This window comes from Desulfuromusa ferrireducens, assembly GCF_055389805.1.
In genome coordinates this window covers 203,352-220,179 of sequence record NZ_AP042415.1, presented here as the reverse complement: position 1 = coordinate 220,179, position 16,828 = coordinate 203,352, and the positions used below count along the sequence as shown (strand labels likewise).

Below are 16,828 nucleotides of genomic sequence, written 5' to 3'. Positions count from 1 at the left end.
GGATCGCGATGCCTGCTTTACAGCAACTGCCGATCAGTACACTGACAGCGGCCCTGCCGCGCAAGGATCTGAAACAGATGCTGCGCTTGGTACGGCTGGTTTTTCGTTTAAGCCAGAGTGAGCAGTATCAGCAGCTGGTGTTTCCGCAATTACCGGAAATTTGCCAGTTCGATCCTGGTCATGCGGCCTTGATGATGGGCTACGATTTTCATCTGACCGCAGCAGGGCCGCGACTGATCGAGGTGAATACCAATGCCGGTGGCGGTTACATCGCCTGGTTGAGTGAGGCTCAGGCCCAGGGGCATGACTCCATTCGCTTGTCAGCAGGGATCGAAAAACGGTTATTCGGCAGCTTTCAGCGGGAATGGCGGGATTTCGCCGCTGGCAGTGCACCGTTGCAACGCGTCGTTCTGGTTGATGAGGACCCGCAGAATCAGCCTCTTTATCCTGAAGTGCTGGCATGTCGGAACTGGCTGCGAGAGCAGGGCTTGTCGGCTGAAATTGCCGCACCTGATCAGCTTCGTGCCGATCAGGACGGGGTTTTTCTGGCTGGCGGAAAAGTCGACCTGGTTTATAACCGGCATTGTGATTTCTTTCTCGAAGAACCGATTATGGCTGGCTTGCGGGCTGCTTACCAAGCCGGTAGCGTATGTCTGTCGCCAAATCCCTTTGTTTACGGCTTGTTGGCGGATAAGCGGCGGATGATTCTCTGGTCGGATGCCGAGCGGTTGTCTGCTTTGGGGCTGAGTCGCGCTGAAGAGCAGTTGCTTCTGGATGTGGTTCCCCAAAGCCGGCTGTTGGCGGAGTGCGATGCGGATGACATTTGGGCAGAGCGGAAAAAACTGATATTTAAGCCGGTGACCCGTTTTGGCAGTCGTGGGGTGTTGATGGGCAAAAGCATTACCCGAAAGCGCTTCGCCGAGCAGGATCCGCAGACAACACTGGTGCAGCAGGTGGTTCCGCCCTCGGTGGAAACCGCTGACGACGGTCAGCAATTCAAGGCCGATCTACGACTGTTTGTTTACCGTGACTGGCTGTTAGGTGTTGGGGCGCGTCTCTATCAGGGGCAAGTCACCAACCTGCGCACCGTCGGCGGAGGTTTTGCCCCGGTGCGCTTGGTTTAGCCTTGCAGGGCGCGACAAAAGTCAGGGCCTGATGTACAGGTAGCCGAGCGACTGCAGGTTGGCGATGCGAGTCACCCCCCCTTCTTCTGCGATCTGAAAGTCTCCGATCAGTTCATCCGTCTCCAATTGTTTGATGTTCATGGTATTGCCGCAGGCGACCAAGGTCACCCCTTGTCCCTGGATGGTGCCGATCAGGTCGATGGCTCTGTCCGAGATGTCTGCCCGGTTGAATGCGTCAAGGGCCGGGCCGTGGACAACCAGAATGATATCCAGCTTTTCTGCTCCGCCGCCACCTTTGAGATGATTGCGAATGTTGTTCAGTGCAAAGTTGACTTTGTCTGTTTCGGAGAGGTGATAGACGACGTGCAGTTTGCCGTCCCAGGTTCCATATTGAGCTTGGCTACTGAAGCCGGTTGCGGTGAAAAATAGTACTGCCAGAACGGTGAGTAGAAGCTGTTTTATTGTCAGCATAAGCCTGCCCCTTTTTTGTCGGATGGTTGTCTGTAATTATAACCGAATCAATCTTTAAATGGGCGCGGCCGAAAAAAAACCGCCCCGGTTAGGGGACGGCTGTGTTGTCTGCTGCAGGGTGCTGATTTATTGAGCGCCCCAGACCAGGTTTTGCCAGATCCAACCGAGCTGACCACTGGCAGAGATGAGCTGAATCCACTCCTGTTCTTGGGTGATGGTCTTGTAGTTATCACCTTTGGTCGCCTTAAAGACGACGGGGAATTCGGTTCCTGGGCCACTACGGACATTGCAGGTACTTGCTGTAACGGTGACGGACTGGTGCCGCCCGGCTAAAGACTGGTGGACATAGCCGGTTCTGCCATCGGCATCCTTCACCTGGTAATAGTTGGAACCGCTGCCCAGAACCTGCAGTGGGGTATAGCGTGGTAGCTGGCGGATGATCTCTGAGCCGGCCACCATTGCGCGGTCACGCAGTTCGGCCGGTTGATGGATAATGCTGACCATTTCCGCCAAGCATGAGCTTGCCAGCAGCAGAAACAGGAAGAGGAAAAGCAGCTTTTTCATGTGACCTCCTTGTTGGGGTAGAATTGCAAATTAAATATGATTATTAGAACAACTTATAATGAGGCTGTCAATTCAAATAAGCCTTGAGGTTGCACGCTGTTGCAAGTAAGTTTCAGGTTCGCGCCGCGCTGTGTTAATCGCCTGTGTTAAGCTCGGGTAAAAGGTTTGAAGGAGATTTATTCATGAAGATGTTTATTGCTTTTTTTCTGTCAATTTTTCTACTCAGTGCTTGTCAGCAACAAGACCCCGCTGCGACGGTTGACGGGAAGGTTTATGCCAGCCCGGCTTACTTGCAGCACTTCGGTGAACCACCGGCGGTACAACAAGGTCATGCTTATGCCCAGGTTGGTTATTTGCCGTTGAACGATCTTTCCGGGCAGGTTCAGCCGTTGCCGTTATTTCTGTTCAGTGAGGGGCAACATCTCGATCGGATTTTGAGTCAGATCTTCAGCGAAAAACTGGTGGGTTCCACACGTAGTCGCTTAACCCAGCCCTTTCGTCAAGGAGTGCGGCTGGAAAAGCTGGATCAGGCCGGTGATACTCTGACGGTCTACTTAAGTGAGCTTCCATCGAGTCAGAACGTCGACCGGGTAGGAATCGACCGGGCGATTGCAGAGACCGCAATCCAGTTTGAGGATGTCAGCAAGGTTCGAGTTGTGTACAACGGCAGCCCTTCGCCTCATCAGCCACTGGAGGGCTACCTAAGTCAGTCGGAGAAGATCGTTGCGGTCGAAGCACCATTATTATTGGATGTCGTCGGCATCTGGGAGGAGGGTGCAACCGATCCCGAAGAGTTGCTAATCAATTTTGATCGTCCCATTACCATCAACAGTTTCCGACTTCTCGATCAGGCGGGAAAGCAGATCGCCGGTAAGTATTTTACCTCGATTCTTGATATGGCTGTCGTGGTGCACCCGGCAGAACCGGCAAAATTTAAAGAAGGGATTCCGCTGAATGTTGTTTGGGATGTCGATGATCATCTCGGTCGGCGCAATTCGGCGATTGATACTCTGCCGCTGACTCGCAGCGCACATTGACGCTTATGAGGGCCGGTGGTTAACCGCCGGCCTTTTTTACGACCCAACCCTTTTTCTGTAATTCCTGCAACAGCAGATCCCGCTGATCTCCCTGGATTTCAATCACCCCATCCTTAACCGTTCCACCCGTGCCGCATTTCTGTTTTAACTCCTTGGCCAGCTTTTTTAGCTCTTCCCCGGCGAGTGGAATCCCCGTAATCAAGGTCACCCCTTTGCCCTTGCGGCCCTTGGTATCACGCTGAATGCGGACGACTCCATCACTCTTTGGGGGGACGGGCTGTTGTTTACAGGTGCACTGCTTGACCGCTTTATTGCACGTGGGACAAATGCGACCTGACTCGCATGAATAGACAAGCTTGCTGTTGTTTCGCGACATGCTGGTTCCAACTTTAAGCGAAATGGGGGTTAAAGTTCTTTTCTGAACTGACATTCGACACAGATTCGTTTCAGTTCAAAGAGACCCGAGTCGGGATTGCGTTGTGGTGTGATGGTCATATGCTGGTTACAGGTGATTTTGTAGCATTCACTGCAGACCAGCCCTTCACCGATATTTGAGCTGTAGTCGCAGATGTGGCACAACCAAGGCGTTTGATGGTCTTCAGTTGCCATTCTCGGATCTTTTCTGTTTAAAAGTGGAAAAGCAGGCCAATTGCCAGAGGGTTTAACCACGTTCATCGGCGTCTTCTGCCTAGTTCAAGATTATCGTGAATCTGTGTTGTTGTCATTTGCCAATTGTCTTGAATGTATTTTCTTTCTCAGGTTTGGCCGCTCGATTTTTTATTGTTTCGGGGAGTGGGTTGTTGGATTTTTCCACTTTTGTTGATAGTAAATAGATCGCCTGCAATATTACTGAAAATAATGTGACATGAGAGTAACATAAGTATCTATGGATGATTGAATAAATATTAGAATGATTGTTGTTTTTTCGCGATGACATTCAACCTTGTCCGAGTTATGTAAGTTTTTTGTGGAGAGATAATCTGCCCGTCTGTAACTTGCTTATTAAAAGTATGGGGTTTTTATATGTACTGAAATTGTTAAGGTTTTGGAAAGATAGGGGAAATATATGTTGCGTAGGCACTGACTTTTTATTCTTGATCAATTGGTCGTGTTTCTTCTTGTCGTGGTTGACACAGAATTTGGATGGTGTAATGTTTGTTGGCGCCAATTAAGCAGTTCACACTGATAGCGTTGTTAAGAAAACAATTATGATGTCTATCATTGCAGATGGTTCGTCTGTGATGAGTCCTTACACAATGTGGCCAGCGGATATTGTCGGAAGGTGGGATTGTTCACCGTATCTGTTCGGCCGCAAAATTCTTACAGCTAAATGAAGGAGATTCTTTGATGTATCAAAAAGTCTGTCAAAAGGTTGCCATCGCCTTGTTGTTACTTACGATGGTATTCGCCGGTCCTCTTTTTGCTGCCGATAATGATGCTTTGATCTTTGGTGTTCATCCCTTTAAAAAACCGACTGAATTGGTGAAAATGTTCAAGCCAGTGGCCGATTTTATTGGCCAGGAATTAGGTAAAGAAGTCAAAATTGTGGTCGGTAAATCGTATGAGGAAACCATGGAAAAGTTTAAGAGCGGGGAATATGATTTTGGCTATTTTGGTCCCGCCCCTTATGCAATTCTCAGTCAGACGTCGCAAGTCGTCCCATTGGCAAGAATACAAAATAAGGGCAAGGGGACATTTAAGGGGGTTTTGGTCGTAAAGCAAGATAGCCCGATTGCAGCATTGACCGATCTCAAAGGGAAATCATTTGCCTTTGTCGATAAAAGTTCGACTCTAGGCCATTATGTCCCCCACGATATGCTCCTCGCTGAAGGGATTTCTCTTGCTGATTTAAGCAAATATGCCTTTATTGGGAGTCACGAAAACGTTGCTAAAAATGTTCTGCTCGGTCGCTTTGATGCCGGAGCTTTAAAGCCTTCGATTGCCAAAAAATATCTCGATCAAGGATTGAAGATTCTTGCCGAAAGCAACCCAATCCCTAATCATCTTTTTCTCTCCAGCAGTCAACTCGACGCTGGGGTACGGCAGCAGGTCAAACAAGCTTTGTTAAAAGCTGATGTGAGTTTATTGACCCCGATTAAAAGCTCCATTACCGGATTGGAGGAGGTTGCTCCCGGAGACTACGATGCTCTGAGGACCTTGCTGGTCAAAATCGATAAGGAAGATCCACCCAAATAGTATCCTGCTGATCCCCCCGGGATATGAAAGGTATTTCAATATTATGTCGAGCATTTACAAGGACTTGAGCCTGACATTGAAATTGCAGCTGCCGCTGCTTTCAATCACAATTTTGATTTTGCTGGTCGGTGGTATTTTCATGCACGATCAGGTCGATACGGCTATGAGCAAACAAAATCAAATATCTCTGGCAGCTTTGAATGAAGAGCGGGATATTGCGGAAGTTGAACTGCTGGAGACTTTGAAGTCGAAAGCTGATGTGGTCGGGAAATTCATGGTCAAGACATCGCCCGATTTTATCCTGTCTTACGATGTTACTGGCCTTGAGGATTTGCAGAAAATTGCCGAGTCTGACCCGGAAGTTGCTTATGCCGTCTTTATGGACTCTCAGGGTGTTTCGCAGACCGGTGCCGAAATACCGGCAAAGGTTAGTGGTATTCTTGAAAGTCGCTATTCGGTGTTATTGGAGGGCGAGGATCTTGGGACCGTCGTCATCGGGATGTCGGAAGACAGTATCCGCCAAGGTGTTGAGGCCAGTCACCAACGGATTATGGTGGCTGAAACAACGGTCACTGCCGAAGGGGCCAAATCGGTCGGTCGACTTGCAAAAATTATGGCTGGCAACTATTTCCTTGTACTAGTCGTTATCGTTGCGTTGGTGCAGTTACTGTTTCGACGGTCGGTAATTTCCCCGTTAAATAAACTCGCCGAGTTGATTGATGAGGTGGGTAAGGGACATTTGAGCCAACGCCTCAAGATGGAACAAAAGGATGAGATTGGCCATATTGCCAGGACGATGGATCGATTGGCCGATAGCTTAGAAAACGAAATGGTGGCTGCTTTGCAGCAACTCGCTGATGGTTCGTTGACGTTCACTGCTCATCCCGTCGATGATCGCGATGTCATTCGTGGTTCCTTGAAAAAAGTGGGTGAGGATTTGAATCAGATTATTTCCGGAATTCAGCAGTCTGGGGAACAGATCGCCTCAGGGGCTGCACAGGTTTCTGATGCCAGTCAATCCCTGTCGCAGGGGGCAACTGAGCAGGCCAGTTCATTGGAGGAAATTTCTGCTTCCATGAACGAAATGACCGCACAAACTAAATTGAACGCCGAAAATGCCGGTCAGGCAAGCCGCTTTTCCAACGAAACCAAAGATGGGGTCAGAAACGGCAATGAACAGATGCAGGAGATGCTCACCGCGATGGCAGATATCAATACCGCCGGAGTTAGTATCTCTAAAATCATCAAGACGATTGATGAGATAGCATTCCAGACCAACCTGTTGGCACTTAACGCTGCTGTCGAAGCTGCCCGCGCCGGTCAGCACGGCAAAGGTTTCGCCGTCGTCGCCGAGGAGGTCCGTAACCTGGCCGCACGCAGTGCCAAGGCCGCGAGTGAGACGTCAGAATTGATAGAGGCTTCTGTGGCGGAGGCTGCCAAGGGAATGGAAATGGCCGGTCGGACAGAAAGCGCTCTTAATGAAATTATGGATAGTATTAGTAAGGTGACCGACTTGGTGGACGGTATCGCTACCTCTTCAAACGAACAGGCACAAGGGATTGCGCAGGTCAATCAAGGGTTGGCCCAGATAGATCATGTTACCCAATCGAATACCGCCAATGCCGAACAGAGTGCTGCCGCATCGCAGGAGCTTTCAGGACAGGCGGCGCAACTTAAACAAGCTCTGACTCATTTTAGACTGACAGCGGAATTTGCCGGTTCTGCACCGCCATCCGCTGTATTTCGTGAGAAAGCCACCCCTGCATCTTCAATCGGTTGGAGTGGGATTGTCAGCTAGCTGTTTTTGCTGAGAATGATAAGCTAGACAGAATGCGGAAAGAAGAGCCGCAAAGGTGAAATTGACCCGTTGCTGGATAGAATTGACCAATTTTAAAATCGGCACCTCACCGTCAACAGTCTTTTAACCAAGGCTGTCGACGGTGAGGTGCCGATTTGTTTTAAATAGCGATGTTACTTGTTGCCTGGGCATCTATTGTCCGGGGGGAAGTTATACGAGCCGGTGTGGCTATTGCTGCAAATCCTCCAGCGTCAGGATTGCGTAAATATCCCGTCGGGCTGACTTGTTAATAATCACCGCACTGCCAACCAGCATCGCTTGCGCCTGATCGATAATCTCCTCGGCCGCCTTAAGGGTTGAGCCCTTGGCAAAGAAGTCATCGATAAACAGGACCCGTTCACAGGGGCGCAAAACGTCTTTTGCAACGTAGATGGTGGTCGATTCCTGTTTGGTGAAAGAGTAACTGGCGGCGGCATAATGTTCACCCATGGTCAGCGGCCGCTTCTTTTTCGCATAGACAAAGGGAACGCCGAGCATTCCGGCAACCGCTTGGGCGAGCATGATCCCGCTGGTTTCGACGGTGAGGATTTTTTCGATCGACTTTTCCGCAAAGTGACTGGCGACATCGATGGCCAGCAGATCGATCAGCTGCGGATCGACCATATGGTTGAGAAAGCGATCAACCTTAACCACCTCGCCATCAATTTTGCCATCGCGTTTGATCCGTTCCAGCAGGGTTTCGGCGGCATATCTCATTTGCGGTCCTCTCGATCATACGGCAGCCCAAGGCTTTCCGGTTGTTGACTGGCGCCTTTTTGCAGTCGGATGGTCGAAATCACCAGCACCAGAATGGTGAAAAAGTAGGGCAACATCTGTAGAACATGTGCGCTGACGGTGGTGCCCATCGCCTGAAAACGCAATTGCATGGCGGTGATGCCACCGAACAGGTAGGCTCCGAGCATCGCTTTCGGGCTTGACCAGCCGGCAAAAATAACCAACGCCACGGCAATCCAGCCGCGGCCGGCCGACATGTTTTCGATCCACATCGGCGTTGAGGCAAGACTCAAATAGGCACCGCCGATGCCGACAATGCCGGAACCGATGGTCACGGCGAGAAAACGGTAGAGGTTGACCGGCACCCCACAGGTGTCAGCTGCGGCCGGATTCTCTCCCAGGGTACGAACCGCCAGCCCCCAGCGGGTGCGGTAGAAGAATAACCAGATGGCAGCGACCAGAAGAAAGCTGAAATAGATCAGCAGGTTCTGGTTGAAAAAGGCCTTGCCGATGACCGGCAGTTGCGACAGCCCGGGAATCGCCACCCGCTTAAATCCTTCGATTGTCAGTCCGACCAGCGGTTTGCCGAACAGTGCGGTCATGCCGATGCCGAACATGGTCAACGCCAGACCGCAGACGATCTGGTTGCCGCGCAGCTGGACGGTGATAAAAGCATGGATTGATCCGGCGATAAACGCCAGCGCAAAGGCGGCGATCACCCCGACCAGCAACGAACCGGTAGCATGGGTGGCGGCAAAGCCTGCGACCGCACCGATCAGCATCAAGCCCTCAATGCCGAGGTTGATGATCCCGGCGCGCTCGTTGATGATCGCTCCTAAGGTGGCAAACAGAATAGGTGTGCCGGCGCGTACCGTCGCATCGAGTAAAATTTCAAGCATGCTTGCCCCCCTTGACCAGTTTCACCCGGTAGAGGACAAAAAAGTCCGAGGCCAAAAGGAAGAACAGAATCAAGCCTTGAAAGGCGTAGACGAACGCCACTGGCAGCTGCCAGAGCAGTTGCAGACTGTCGCCGCCGACCAGCAGGATGCCGAGCAAGAAGGAAACGACAACCACGCCGATGGCGCTGCGTTTGGCCAGCCAGGCGATGATGATCGCGGCGTAGCCGTAGCCGGGGGAGATGCCATGCTGCAGGCGATGTTGCAGACCGGCGACTTCGCCGAAACCGGCGATGCCGGCAATCGCGCCGCTTAAGAACAGCACGGAAAAAATTGCCAGTCCGGTGCGCATCCCGGCGTATTGGGCGGCTTTCGGGTTGCTGCCGATGACCTTGATTTCATAGCCCCAGATGGTCCGTTCCATAAACAGGTAGAGCAGCAGGGCGCAAAATATCGCCAGGAAGAAGCCGCTGTGCAGGCGGGTATCAAAGTATTCAGCCAGTCGGGCGGTGTCGGTGAATTGGGCGGTCAGGGGGAAATTGAAGCCTTTGGGGTCCTTCCACGGACCATAGATGAGATAATCGACCAGCAGGATAGCGATGTAGTTCATCAGCAGGGTGACGATGACCTCGTTGACCTGCCAGCGGGCGCGTAAAAACCCGGCCACCCCGGCCCACATGCCACCGCAAAAAAATGCCGCGCCGAACATGGCGGACATCATTACCCAGTGGTTGTCGATGCCGGAGAACAGTGCCACCCAACTGGCCCCCATTGCACCCATGTAGATTTGTCCCTCGGCACCGATGTTCCAGATCTGCATGCGAAAGGCCAGACTGACTCCGAGTCCGGCGAAGATCAGCGGCGTGGTTTTGACCAGCGTTTCCGACAGGCCGTAGAGGGAACCGAGCGATTCAATGATGATCTCACGGTAAGCCTCCAGCGGATTGACGCCACTGGCCAGCAGTAGAAATCCGGCCACGAACAGGGCGATGGCGATCGACACGATCGGTGCGCTGAAGCGGAAAAACGCAGAAGATATTTCGCGGCGTTCGGTAATCAATTGCATGCAGCACCGCCTTGCTTTTCGCCACTCATCATCAAGCCGATCTCTTCTCGTGTGGTTTCGCGCGGGTCGACGTAGCCGATCAATTGACCACGGAACATGACCGCGATCCGGTCGCTCAATTTCAATAGTTCATCCAGGTCTTCGGCAATCAGGATCGTACTCATGCCCTGGTCGGCCCCATCGGCGATCACTTTGTGGACATATTCGGCGCTGCCGATATCCAGGCCACGGGTCGGATAAAGGGCCACTAGCACCGCCGGTTTTTCCGATAGCTCGCGGGCGATGATAACTTTCTGGATATTGCCGCCGGACAGATGGCGGACAGGGCTGCCGTCCGGTCCGGACTTAATCGAAAATTGCGCGATCTTCTCACTGGCATTGCGGCGGATGGCTTTTTTGTCCTGGAAAATCCAGCGGCTAAAAGCGCCATTCTTGAAACTTTTCATGATCAGGTTATCGTCGACGCTCATATCCGGCGCGATGCCGATACTTTTCCGATCTTCCGGGATATGGGCAATACCGGCGATGTAGGATTTTTTGGCGTCGATGTTGGTGATGTCCCGATCCTTGGCCATGATGCGTCCCTGGCTGGCTGTTTTCAACCCGGTCAGCACCTCCGCCAAAGCTTTTTGTCCGTTACCGGCGACCCCGGCGATACCTAGAATCTCGCCTTTTCTTAACTGCAAATCAAAACTGTCCAGGTCTGCCAGACCGCGATCATTGCGCACCGACAACTGCTGAATGTCGAGGATGATTTCGTCAGACATCTGCAAGTTTTTCTGCCACTGCGGGATTTTGTCCTTACCGATCATCAGCGAGGCAAGTTTGTTCTCGTCGTAATCACCGCGGGTCAGGCTGGTTATGCTGCTCCCTTTTTTGAGGATGGTGACCCGATCTGAAATCTGCATCACTTCGCGCATTTTGTGGGAAATGAAAATAATACTTTTGCCCTGTTCTTTGAGCCGCCGCAGCACCGCAAACAGGCGGTCCGCTTCCTGCGGTGTCAGCACGGCGGTCGGTTCATCAAGGATCAGCAGTCGACAGTCGCGCAGCAACAATTTGACCAGCTCGATCCATTGCTGCGCACCGATGGACAGTTTCCAGACCGGTGTGTCGAGATCCAGTTCGAGACCGAACTCGTCGAGGATTGTTTGGATTTTAGCCCGGTAGTGTTTGCGCCGAAACAGGTTGGGGACATTGTCCAGGGCCAGCAGGATGTTTTCGAACACCGAGTGTGCCGGGACCAGCATAAAGTGCTGATGGACCATGCCGATGCCGCAGCGCAACGAATCACGCGGGCTGGTAAAGTAGACCTGTTGTCCGTCGAGCAGAATGTTGCCATGGTCCGGGTGATAAAGGCCGGTGAGCACATTCATCAGCGTGCTTTTGCCGGCACCGTTTTCCCCCAGCAGGGTGTGGATTTCGCCGCTGGCGACAGAAAAGGAAACGCTATCCAGGGCGATGACGCCGGGGAAGGTTTTGCGAATGTTTTCGATCTGCAGTAAATCGGGCATAAATACTATCGAGACAAAAGGCAAAGGAGAAAGGTTTTCATCACCTTTCCCCTTTGTCTGCGTGGATAAATAAAAGGCACGTCAGTAAATTCTGACGTGCCTTTTCAACAATCAAGCTTATTTGGGGATGGTCCCTTGAACGCCTTCTACGAAGTAGCTCATGCCGAGCAGGTCACCATCAGCGGGAACCTGACCAGCGGCCACCACGATTTTGCCGCTCTGGTCTTTGATCGGCCCGGCGAAGGGATGGAAACTGCCGGATTTGATCGCGGCCGCTTTTTCCGTGACCAGTGCTTGCACCTCTGCCGGTACCTTGGCGTTGAACGGCGCCAACTCGACCAGTCCTTCCTTCATGCCCCACCAGATCTGCTCTGATTTCCAGCTGCCATTACTGACTGCCTCGGCGGTTTTGCTGTAGAGGGCCGCCCAGTTCCAGATCGGCGCGGTCAGAAATGCGTTGGGAGCGAAGCTGCGCATGTCGGAGTTGTAGCCGATAACATAAGCACCGCGCGCTTCAGCGGCTTGCATGGTGGCCGGGGCATCTTGATGCATGGCCAGCACATCAGCGCCAACGTCGAGCAGGCTGTCGGCAGCATCACGCTCGATGCCTGGATCGAACCAGGTTTGGGTCCAGACCACTTTGACTTCGGCTTGTGGGTTGACACTTTTCACGCCGAGCGTAAAGGCGTTAATGCCGCGAATAACTTCCGGGATCGGGAAGGCCGCTACGTAGCCGATGATATTTTTCTTGCTCATTTTTCCGGCCACAATGCCGGAAAGGTAGCGTGGCTCGTACATGCGTCCGAAATAGGTACCGACATTCTCGGCGGTTTTAAAGCCGGAGCAATGCATGAAAACTACGTCTTTATTACGTCGGGCAATGTCGATGGTGGCATCCATATAACCGAAGCTGGTCGTGAAGACCAGATTGGCGCCTTTGCGCACTAGGCCGTTGATAACCCTAGCCGATTCTGCCCCTTCTGGAACCGATTCGATAAAGGTCGAGTCCTTTTTTACAAAGGGAAGTTTTTCCATTTCGATACGGCCCTGGTCGTGGGAATAGGTCCAGCCAGCATCGCCAACCGGCCCTACGTAGATGAAGCCAGCCTGGATCTCTTTTTGATGATGGGCTGCAAAGCTGGTTCCGCTCAGGCAAGTCACAAGCAGAAGTAGCAGGAAGATGGCCGTTTTATTCATTTTCCCATGCCTTTCTTGATTAAAAGGGTCGTCACGTAAAAGACTCTATTTAGGTCAGACTTCTTCACGCTGTCAAGTGCTGCGAAATTAAAATTTGACCGAACCGACTATTGGACCTGCAGTTTGCTGTCAACGTTGTTTTTCAGCCAGTTTTTATCCCACCATTCTAAGGGTTGTACGGCGATCCCGGAGACAAATACTCCGAAGTGCAAATGATCCCCACCTGCCATCCCGGTGGCCCCACTGCGGCCGAGGACCTGATTGCGAACCACCATGTCACCGGGTTGTACGTCGAGTTGACTCATGTGCGCATAGAGGGTTTGCAGGCCCAGGCCGTGATCGATAACCACACAAAGGCCGTAGATACCGAGGTAATCAGCCCAGATCACTTCGCCATCATTGGCCGCCGGGATTTCCGCTTGGGCTACCGAGGCCAGGTCGTAGCCGAGATGAACGGCTTTGTCGACTTTTTTCCCATCGTAATAGTAAGTGCGATGATCGGCAAACAGAGCCAGTTCTGCCGCCCGCGGGAGCCGAGAAAAGTTACTTTCCCAGAGCGGAGCAGCGGACGTTTTCTGCGCAAGTTCGACCATTTTGGCGCGGTTCTGGCGGCGAATTTCACCGTTGACATAAAGGTAGGTATCCAGTGGTTCCCCTGGTTGTGGTACCAACGCTTCGAACTCGGGAGCTTTTTGTTGCAGAAAGGTTTTACTCAGGTTGATCTTCCGCTGGCGGAATTTTTTATTGTTGGTGTGGTAGTAGATTCCAGCTTGTCGTTCATTGCCAGCCAAATCGGTTGCGATAATGCGTGGCACAAAATTGCTCTCGGACATGTCGTAAGGGTAGGCAATGAGGCTGGCATAAAAACCCGAGTCCTGAAGAAACGCAGGGAAAAACAGGTCGCCAATCAAGACCCCGGTTTTTTCCACGTCCTCATTGAGGCGATAGGTCACTAGCCCGCTGCCACCCTTGGTCAAATTATGTGCCTTACTGAGTATCGAAATGATCGGCGGTCGGGTGTCGTAGCTCAGTTGGAAGGTTTGTTGACTGTTATTACCTTTCCCCAGGTGGTAGATCGATCGATCGCCGACGTTGACCTCAATCGCCAGAGCCCCTTGGGCAAGTTTTAAGGAGCCGAGGTTCAGTTCGATATCAATCTGCTTAGCTTCTGCCGGGGCCACCCGGTCGACCAGTGACATGCGGTTGCTGCCTTGGATGACCGTGACTTGAACCTGCTTCAGGCCGGCTCCGGCATCTGTCAGGGTCAGAGATAATTGTGATTTTGCCGAAATGGGACCGTTTGCCGGGGTCAAGCTGATTGAGGGGCCTTCGGTGTCACGGAAGTAATAAACGGCGGCGGCAATCAGGCCGATGAGAATAGTCAGGAGAAATAATTTTTTCAGCGATTTCAATGGTCAACCTCGTGGAAAATAAGTGTTTTAGATGCAAAAAAAACCATCGTGACAGCTTCATGGATAGAGTCACGATGGTTATTTTGATTGTCGACTTTGGACCGGGTTTTGTCAAGCGGCTTAGGCGTGAATGGCCTCTTTATTGACCGCCAGGGCGGCCTCTTTGAGAGCTTCTGCCAGGGTCGGATGAGCGTGGCAAGTAACGGCCAGATCATGAATGCTACCGCCGAAAGAAATGACGATAGTGGCTTCGGCGATCAGTTCGGACGCATGCGGGCCAACGATGTGTACACCAAGGATACGTCCAGATTCCGGATTGGCGAGGACTTTGACGAAACCATCGCTCATTCCGGTGCACAGAGCACGACCACTGGCGGTAAAAAAGAATTTACCTGCTTTGTAAGGGATCTGATCGCGCTTAAGGCCGTCCTCACTGCGCCCGACCGAGGCTACTTCCGGCCAAGTATAGGTCACACTCGGAATCGCCCCGTAATTAACCGCCGACTTTTGTCCGGCCAAGCGTTCCGCAAAGACCACCCCTTCTTCGCTTGCCTTGTGCGCCAGCATCGGTCCGGGAATCAGATCGCCGATGGCGTAGATCCCCGCAGTCGTGGTCTGATAATTTCCATCGACGTCCAATTGACCCTGCTGGTTCGGTTGCAGTCCGACCTGGTCCAGACCTAAATCTGTGGTTTGCGCACGGCGGCCGGTCGCGACCAGCACCTTGTCGCAGATCAGTTGTTGTTCGTCCTTTTCTGTCGTCAGGGTAGCAACAATGCCCTCGGCGGATTGAGTGATTTTGTCGAGCCGCGTTTTCAGATGAATGGTCAGTCCCTGTTTTTTCAGGCTGCGCTGCAACATCTGAGCAAGTTGTGGATCGCTCAGCGGTAGCAGTTGCGGCAGCATCTCAACTACGGTGACTTGAGCGCCGAGTCGACTCCAGACCGAACCCATCTCCAGGCCGATGACCCCGCCGCCAACCACCAGCAGGCGCTTGGGAACTTCGGTTAAGCTCAGAGCATTGCGGGCGTTGATGACGGTTTCGCCGTCAAATGGCAGGTGCGGCAGTTCAATTGCTTCACTGCCGGTGGCCAGCAGAATATGTTTGGCCAACAGCTCCTGTTTCGAGTCATCGTTGGTCACCAAAACCCTGTGTGGATCTGCTGTTTTTTCGCGTAGTGAGGCTTGGCCGGCAACGATGGTAATGCCATTTTTCTTCATCAGGCCGCTGATGCCGCCGGTCAGTTTAGCGATGATTGATTCTTTGCGATTCATCATCTGTGCGAGGTTCAGGCGGGCACCATCGATCTCGATGCCATGCTCGACCAATTCGTGATTAACCTTGGCGAACTGCTCGCTCGATTCCAGCAACGCTTTGCTGGGAATACAGCCTTCATTCAGGCAGACGCCGCCCAGCGTTGCGCGTTTTTCGACAATGGCAACAGCAAAACCGAGCTGTGCGGCACGGATTGCCGCCACGTATCCTCCCGGTCCGGAACCGATTACGATCAGGTCGAAGGTTTGCTCAGACATTTTATTGACTCCTTAAAGGCGGCTGCGGCAGGGTGCTCCGCGCATACCGCATTACATTTCCAGTAACATCTCTTCCGGATCTTCAATATAGGTTTTGATCCGTTTGAGAAAGCCGACCGCTTGCTGGCCATCGATCACCCGATGGTCGTAGCTAAGGGCAATGTTCATGATCGGTCGAACAACAATTTCACCGTCGATGACCACCGCCCGATCTTTAATTGCATGCATACCAAGGATGCCGCTCTGTGGTGGATTGAGGAGCGGGGTGGAGAGCACCGAGCCGTAGATGCCGCCATTGCTGATGGTGAAGGTGCCACCCTGGAGCTCATCGAGGCTCAGTTTTCCGGTTTCGGCGCGTTCGGCGAAGGCGCGAATGGTTTTTTCTATCTCGTCAAAATGCAGCCGGTCTGCGTCGCGAATGACCGGGACCACCAGGCCGCGTTTGCTGCCGACCGCCACGCCGATATCGTAATAGTTGTGATAGACGATGTCGTTGCCATCGATGCGGGCATTAACGGCGGGAAACTCCTTTAACGCTTCGGCGCAGGCTTTGACAAAAAACGACATGAAGCCGAGCGGCACCGCATGCTTTTTCAGAAAGGATTCCTTATGGCTGTTGCGTAAGGTGACAAGTCGCAGCATGTCGATTTCGTTAAAAGTGGTCAGCATCGCCGTTTGTTGTCGCGCCAGCAGCAGGCGTTCAGCGATCTTTTTACGGATCTGGGTCATCGGCACCCGTTTGACCCGTCCCTCATCTTTGTCTGCTGTCGTTGCCGGTGCCGGTGCCGGTACCGGTACGGAAGCTTCTGCTGAGGGCTCTGTGTTCGTGGTACCAGCCGCTGCAGGTAAATCATCGACCAGGATTCGCCCGTCTCGGCCACTGCCTGTGACGGTTGTCAGGTCGATCCCCCTTTCCGCTGCGATCTTTGGCACTGCTGGATTCAGCGGCGGTAATTCAGCAACCGTCGGTGCTTCGGTGGCTGCAGTTTCGGTTTGCTCGGTCGTTGCGCCGGCGGCAGTTTCATCAATGCGCCCAATCACCGTGCCGATTTTGATGATATCTCCCTGTTGAGCCAGGATCGTCAACTTGCCGGAGGCTTCAGCGTTGAGCTCGACGTTGACTTTTTCGGTCTCCAGCTCGAGTAGCAGCTGGTCTGTTTCGACCTGATCGCCGTCTTTTTTAAACCATTGGCCGATTTCGGCTTCGAGGATCGATTCCCCGACCTGCGGGACAACAATATCCATT

General features: G+C 52.5%; 16 protein-coding genes. 4 read left to right on the top strand and 12 right to left on the bottom strand.

All coding sequences use genetic code 11. The features are described from left to right. The first annotated feature begins 8 nt into the window (after positions 1–8). Positions 9–1,124, top strand: coding sequence for an ATP-grasp domain-containing protein (locus ACZ5PT_RS01020; RefSeq protein WP_464264951.1), 1,116 nt, complete (start codon positions 9–11; stop codon positions 1,122–1,124). A 21-nt stretch (positions 1,125–1,145) separates the two neighbouring features. Here ACZ5PT_RS01020 and ACZ5PT_RS01015 read toward each other — a convergent pair whose 3' ends face one another. Beyond that, complete coding sequence (locus tag ACZ5PT_RS01015) at positions 1,146–1,595, bottom strand: DsrE family protein (RefSeq protein ID WP_464264950.1); 450 nt, start codon at positions 1,593–1,595, stop codon at positions 1,146–1,148. Positions 1,596–1,721: 126 nt separating this feature from the next. Then, a complete protein-coding gene (locus ACZ5PT_RS01010; protein ID WP_464264949.1) occupies positions 1,722–2,159 on the bottom strand; it encodes an SH3 domain-containing protein in 438 nt (145 codons plus the stop codon). A 182-nt stretch (positions 2,160–2,341) separates the two neighbouring features. Here ACZ5PT_RS01010 and ACZ5PT_RS01005 point away from each other — a divergent pair, with 182 nt between their 5' ends. Next, positions 2,342–3,196 carry a GerMN domain-containing protein gene (locus tag ACZ5PT_RS01005; protein ID WP_464264948.1) on the top strand — a complete coding sequence of 285 codons (855 nt, stop codon included), beginning with the start codon at positions 2,342–2,344 and terminating at the stop codon, positions 3,194–3,196. A gap of 19 nt (positions 3,197–3,215) precedes the next feature. On the opposite strand, the gene ACZ5PT_RS01000 is transcribed toward ACZ5PT_RS01005, so the two are convergent. Both ACZ5PT_RS01000 and ACZ5PT_RS00995 read right to left on the bottom strand, forming a co-directional pair. After that, the gene (locus ACZ5PT_RS01000; protein ID WP_464264947.1) at positions 3,216–3,572 is read right to left on the bottom strand and encodes a translation initiation factor Sui1; all 357 of its coding nucleotides are present in this window, start codon (positions 3,570–3,572) and stop codon (positions 3,216–3,218) included. Between the two features lie 29 nt (positions 3,573–3,601). Further along, on the bottom strand, positions 3,602–3,805 hold the full coding sequence (locus tag ACZ5PT_RS00995) for a hypothetical protein (protein WP_464264946.1): 204 nt from the start codon (positions 3,803–3,805) through the stop codon (positions 3,602–3,604). A gap of 738 nt (positions 3,806–4,543) precedes the next feature. On the opposite strand from ACZ5PT_RS00995, the gene phnD reads away from it, so the two are divergent. Both phnD and ACZ5PT_RS00985 read left to right on the top strand, forming a co-directional pair. Continuing rightward, complete coding sequence (gene phnD, locus ACZ5PT_RS00990; protein ID WP_464264945.1) at positions 4,544–5,392, top strand: phosphate/phosphite/phosphonate ABC transporter substrate-binding protein; 849 nt, start codon at positions 4,544–4,546, stop codon at positions 5,390–5,392. A 43-nt stretch (positions 5,393–5,435) separates the two neighbouring features. Next, entirely contained in the window at positions 5,436–7,190 is a 1,755-nt protein-coding gene (locus ACZ5PT_RS00985; RefSeq protein WP_464264944.1) for a methyl-accepting chemotaxis protein, read from the top strand. Positions 7,191–7,418: 228 nt separating this feature from the next. On the opposite strand, the gene ACZ5PT_RS00980 is transcribed toward ACZ5PT_RS00985, so the two are convergent. The 8 genes from ACZ5PT_RS00980 to odhB all read right to left on the bottom strand — a co-directional run bounded on the left by ACZ5PT_RS00980 (position 7,419) and on the right by odhB (position 16,827). Continuing rightward, on the bottom strand, positions 7,419–7,946 hold the full coding sequence (locus ACZ5PT_RS00980) for a phosphoribosyltransferase family protein (protein WP_464264943.1): 528 nt from the start codon (positions 7,944–7,946) through the stop codon (positions 7,419–7,421). Continuing rightward, positions 7,943–8,863: an ABC transporter permease gene (locus tag ACZ5PT_RS00975; protein WP_464264942.1), complete on the bottom strand. Its 921-nt coding sequence runs from the start codon at positions 8,861–8,863 to the stop codon at positions 7,943–7,945. Before ACZ5PT_RS00975 ends, ACZ5PT_RS00980 begins: the two co-directional genes overlap by 4 nt. After that, positions 8,856–9,926, bottom strand: a complete 1,071-nt coding sequence (locus ACZ5PT_RS00970) for an ABC transporter permease (RefSeq protein ID WP_464264941.1) — start codon at positions 9,924–9,926, stop codon at positions 8,856–8,858. Before ACZ5PT_RS00970 ends, ACZ5PT_RS00975 begins: the two co-directional genes overlap by 8 nt. After that, a complete protein-coding gene (locus ACZ5PT_RS00965; protein WP_464264940.1) occupies positions 9,917–11,440 on the bottom strand; it encodes an ABC transporter ATP-binding protein in 1,524 nt (507 codons plus the stop codon). Before ACZ5PT_RS00965 ends, ACZ5PT_RS00970 begins: the two co-directional genes overlap by 10 nt. Positions 11,441–11,557: 117 nt before the next feature. Then, complete coding sequence (locus ACZ5PT_RS00960) at positions 11,558–12,637, bottom strand: BMP family ABC transporter substrate-binding protein (protein WP_464264939.1); 1,080 nt, start codon at positions 12,635–12,637, stop codon at positions 11,558–11,560. 107 nt (positions 12,638–12,744) lie between these two features. Then, entirely contained in the window at positions 12,745–14,049 is a 1,305-nt protein-coding gene (locus ACZ5PT_RS00955; RefSeq protein WP_464264938.1) for a M23 family metallopeptidase, read from the bottom strand. 120 nt (positions 14,050–14,169) lie between these two features. Continuing rightward, positions 14,170–15,582, bottom strand: coding sequence for a dihydrolipoyl dehydrogenase (lpdA, locus tag ACZ5PT_RS00950; RefSeq protein ID WP_464264937.1), 1,413 nt, complete (start codon positions 15,580–15,582; stop codon positions 14,170–14,172). 51 nt (positions 15,583–15,633) lie between these two features. Further along, positions 15,634–16,827 carry a 2-oxoglutarate dehydrogenase complex dihydrolipoyllysine-residue succinyltransferase gene (gene odhB / locus ACZ5PT_RS00945; protein WP_464264936.1) on the bottom strand — a complete coding sequence of 398 codons (1,194 nt, stop codon included), beginning with the start codon at positions 16,825–16,827 and terminating at the stop codon, positions 15,634–15,636. Position 16,828: the final 1 nt, after the last annotated feature.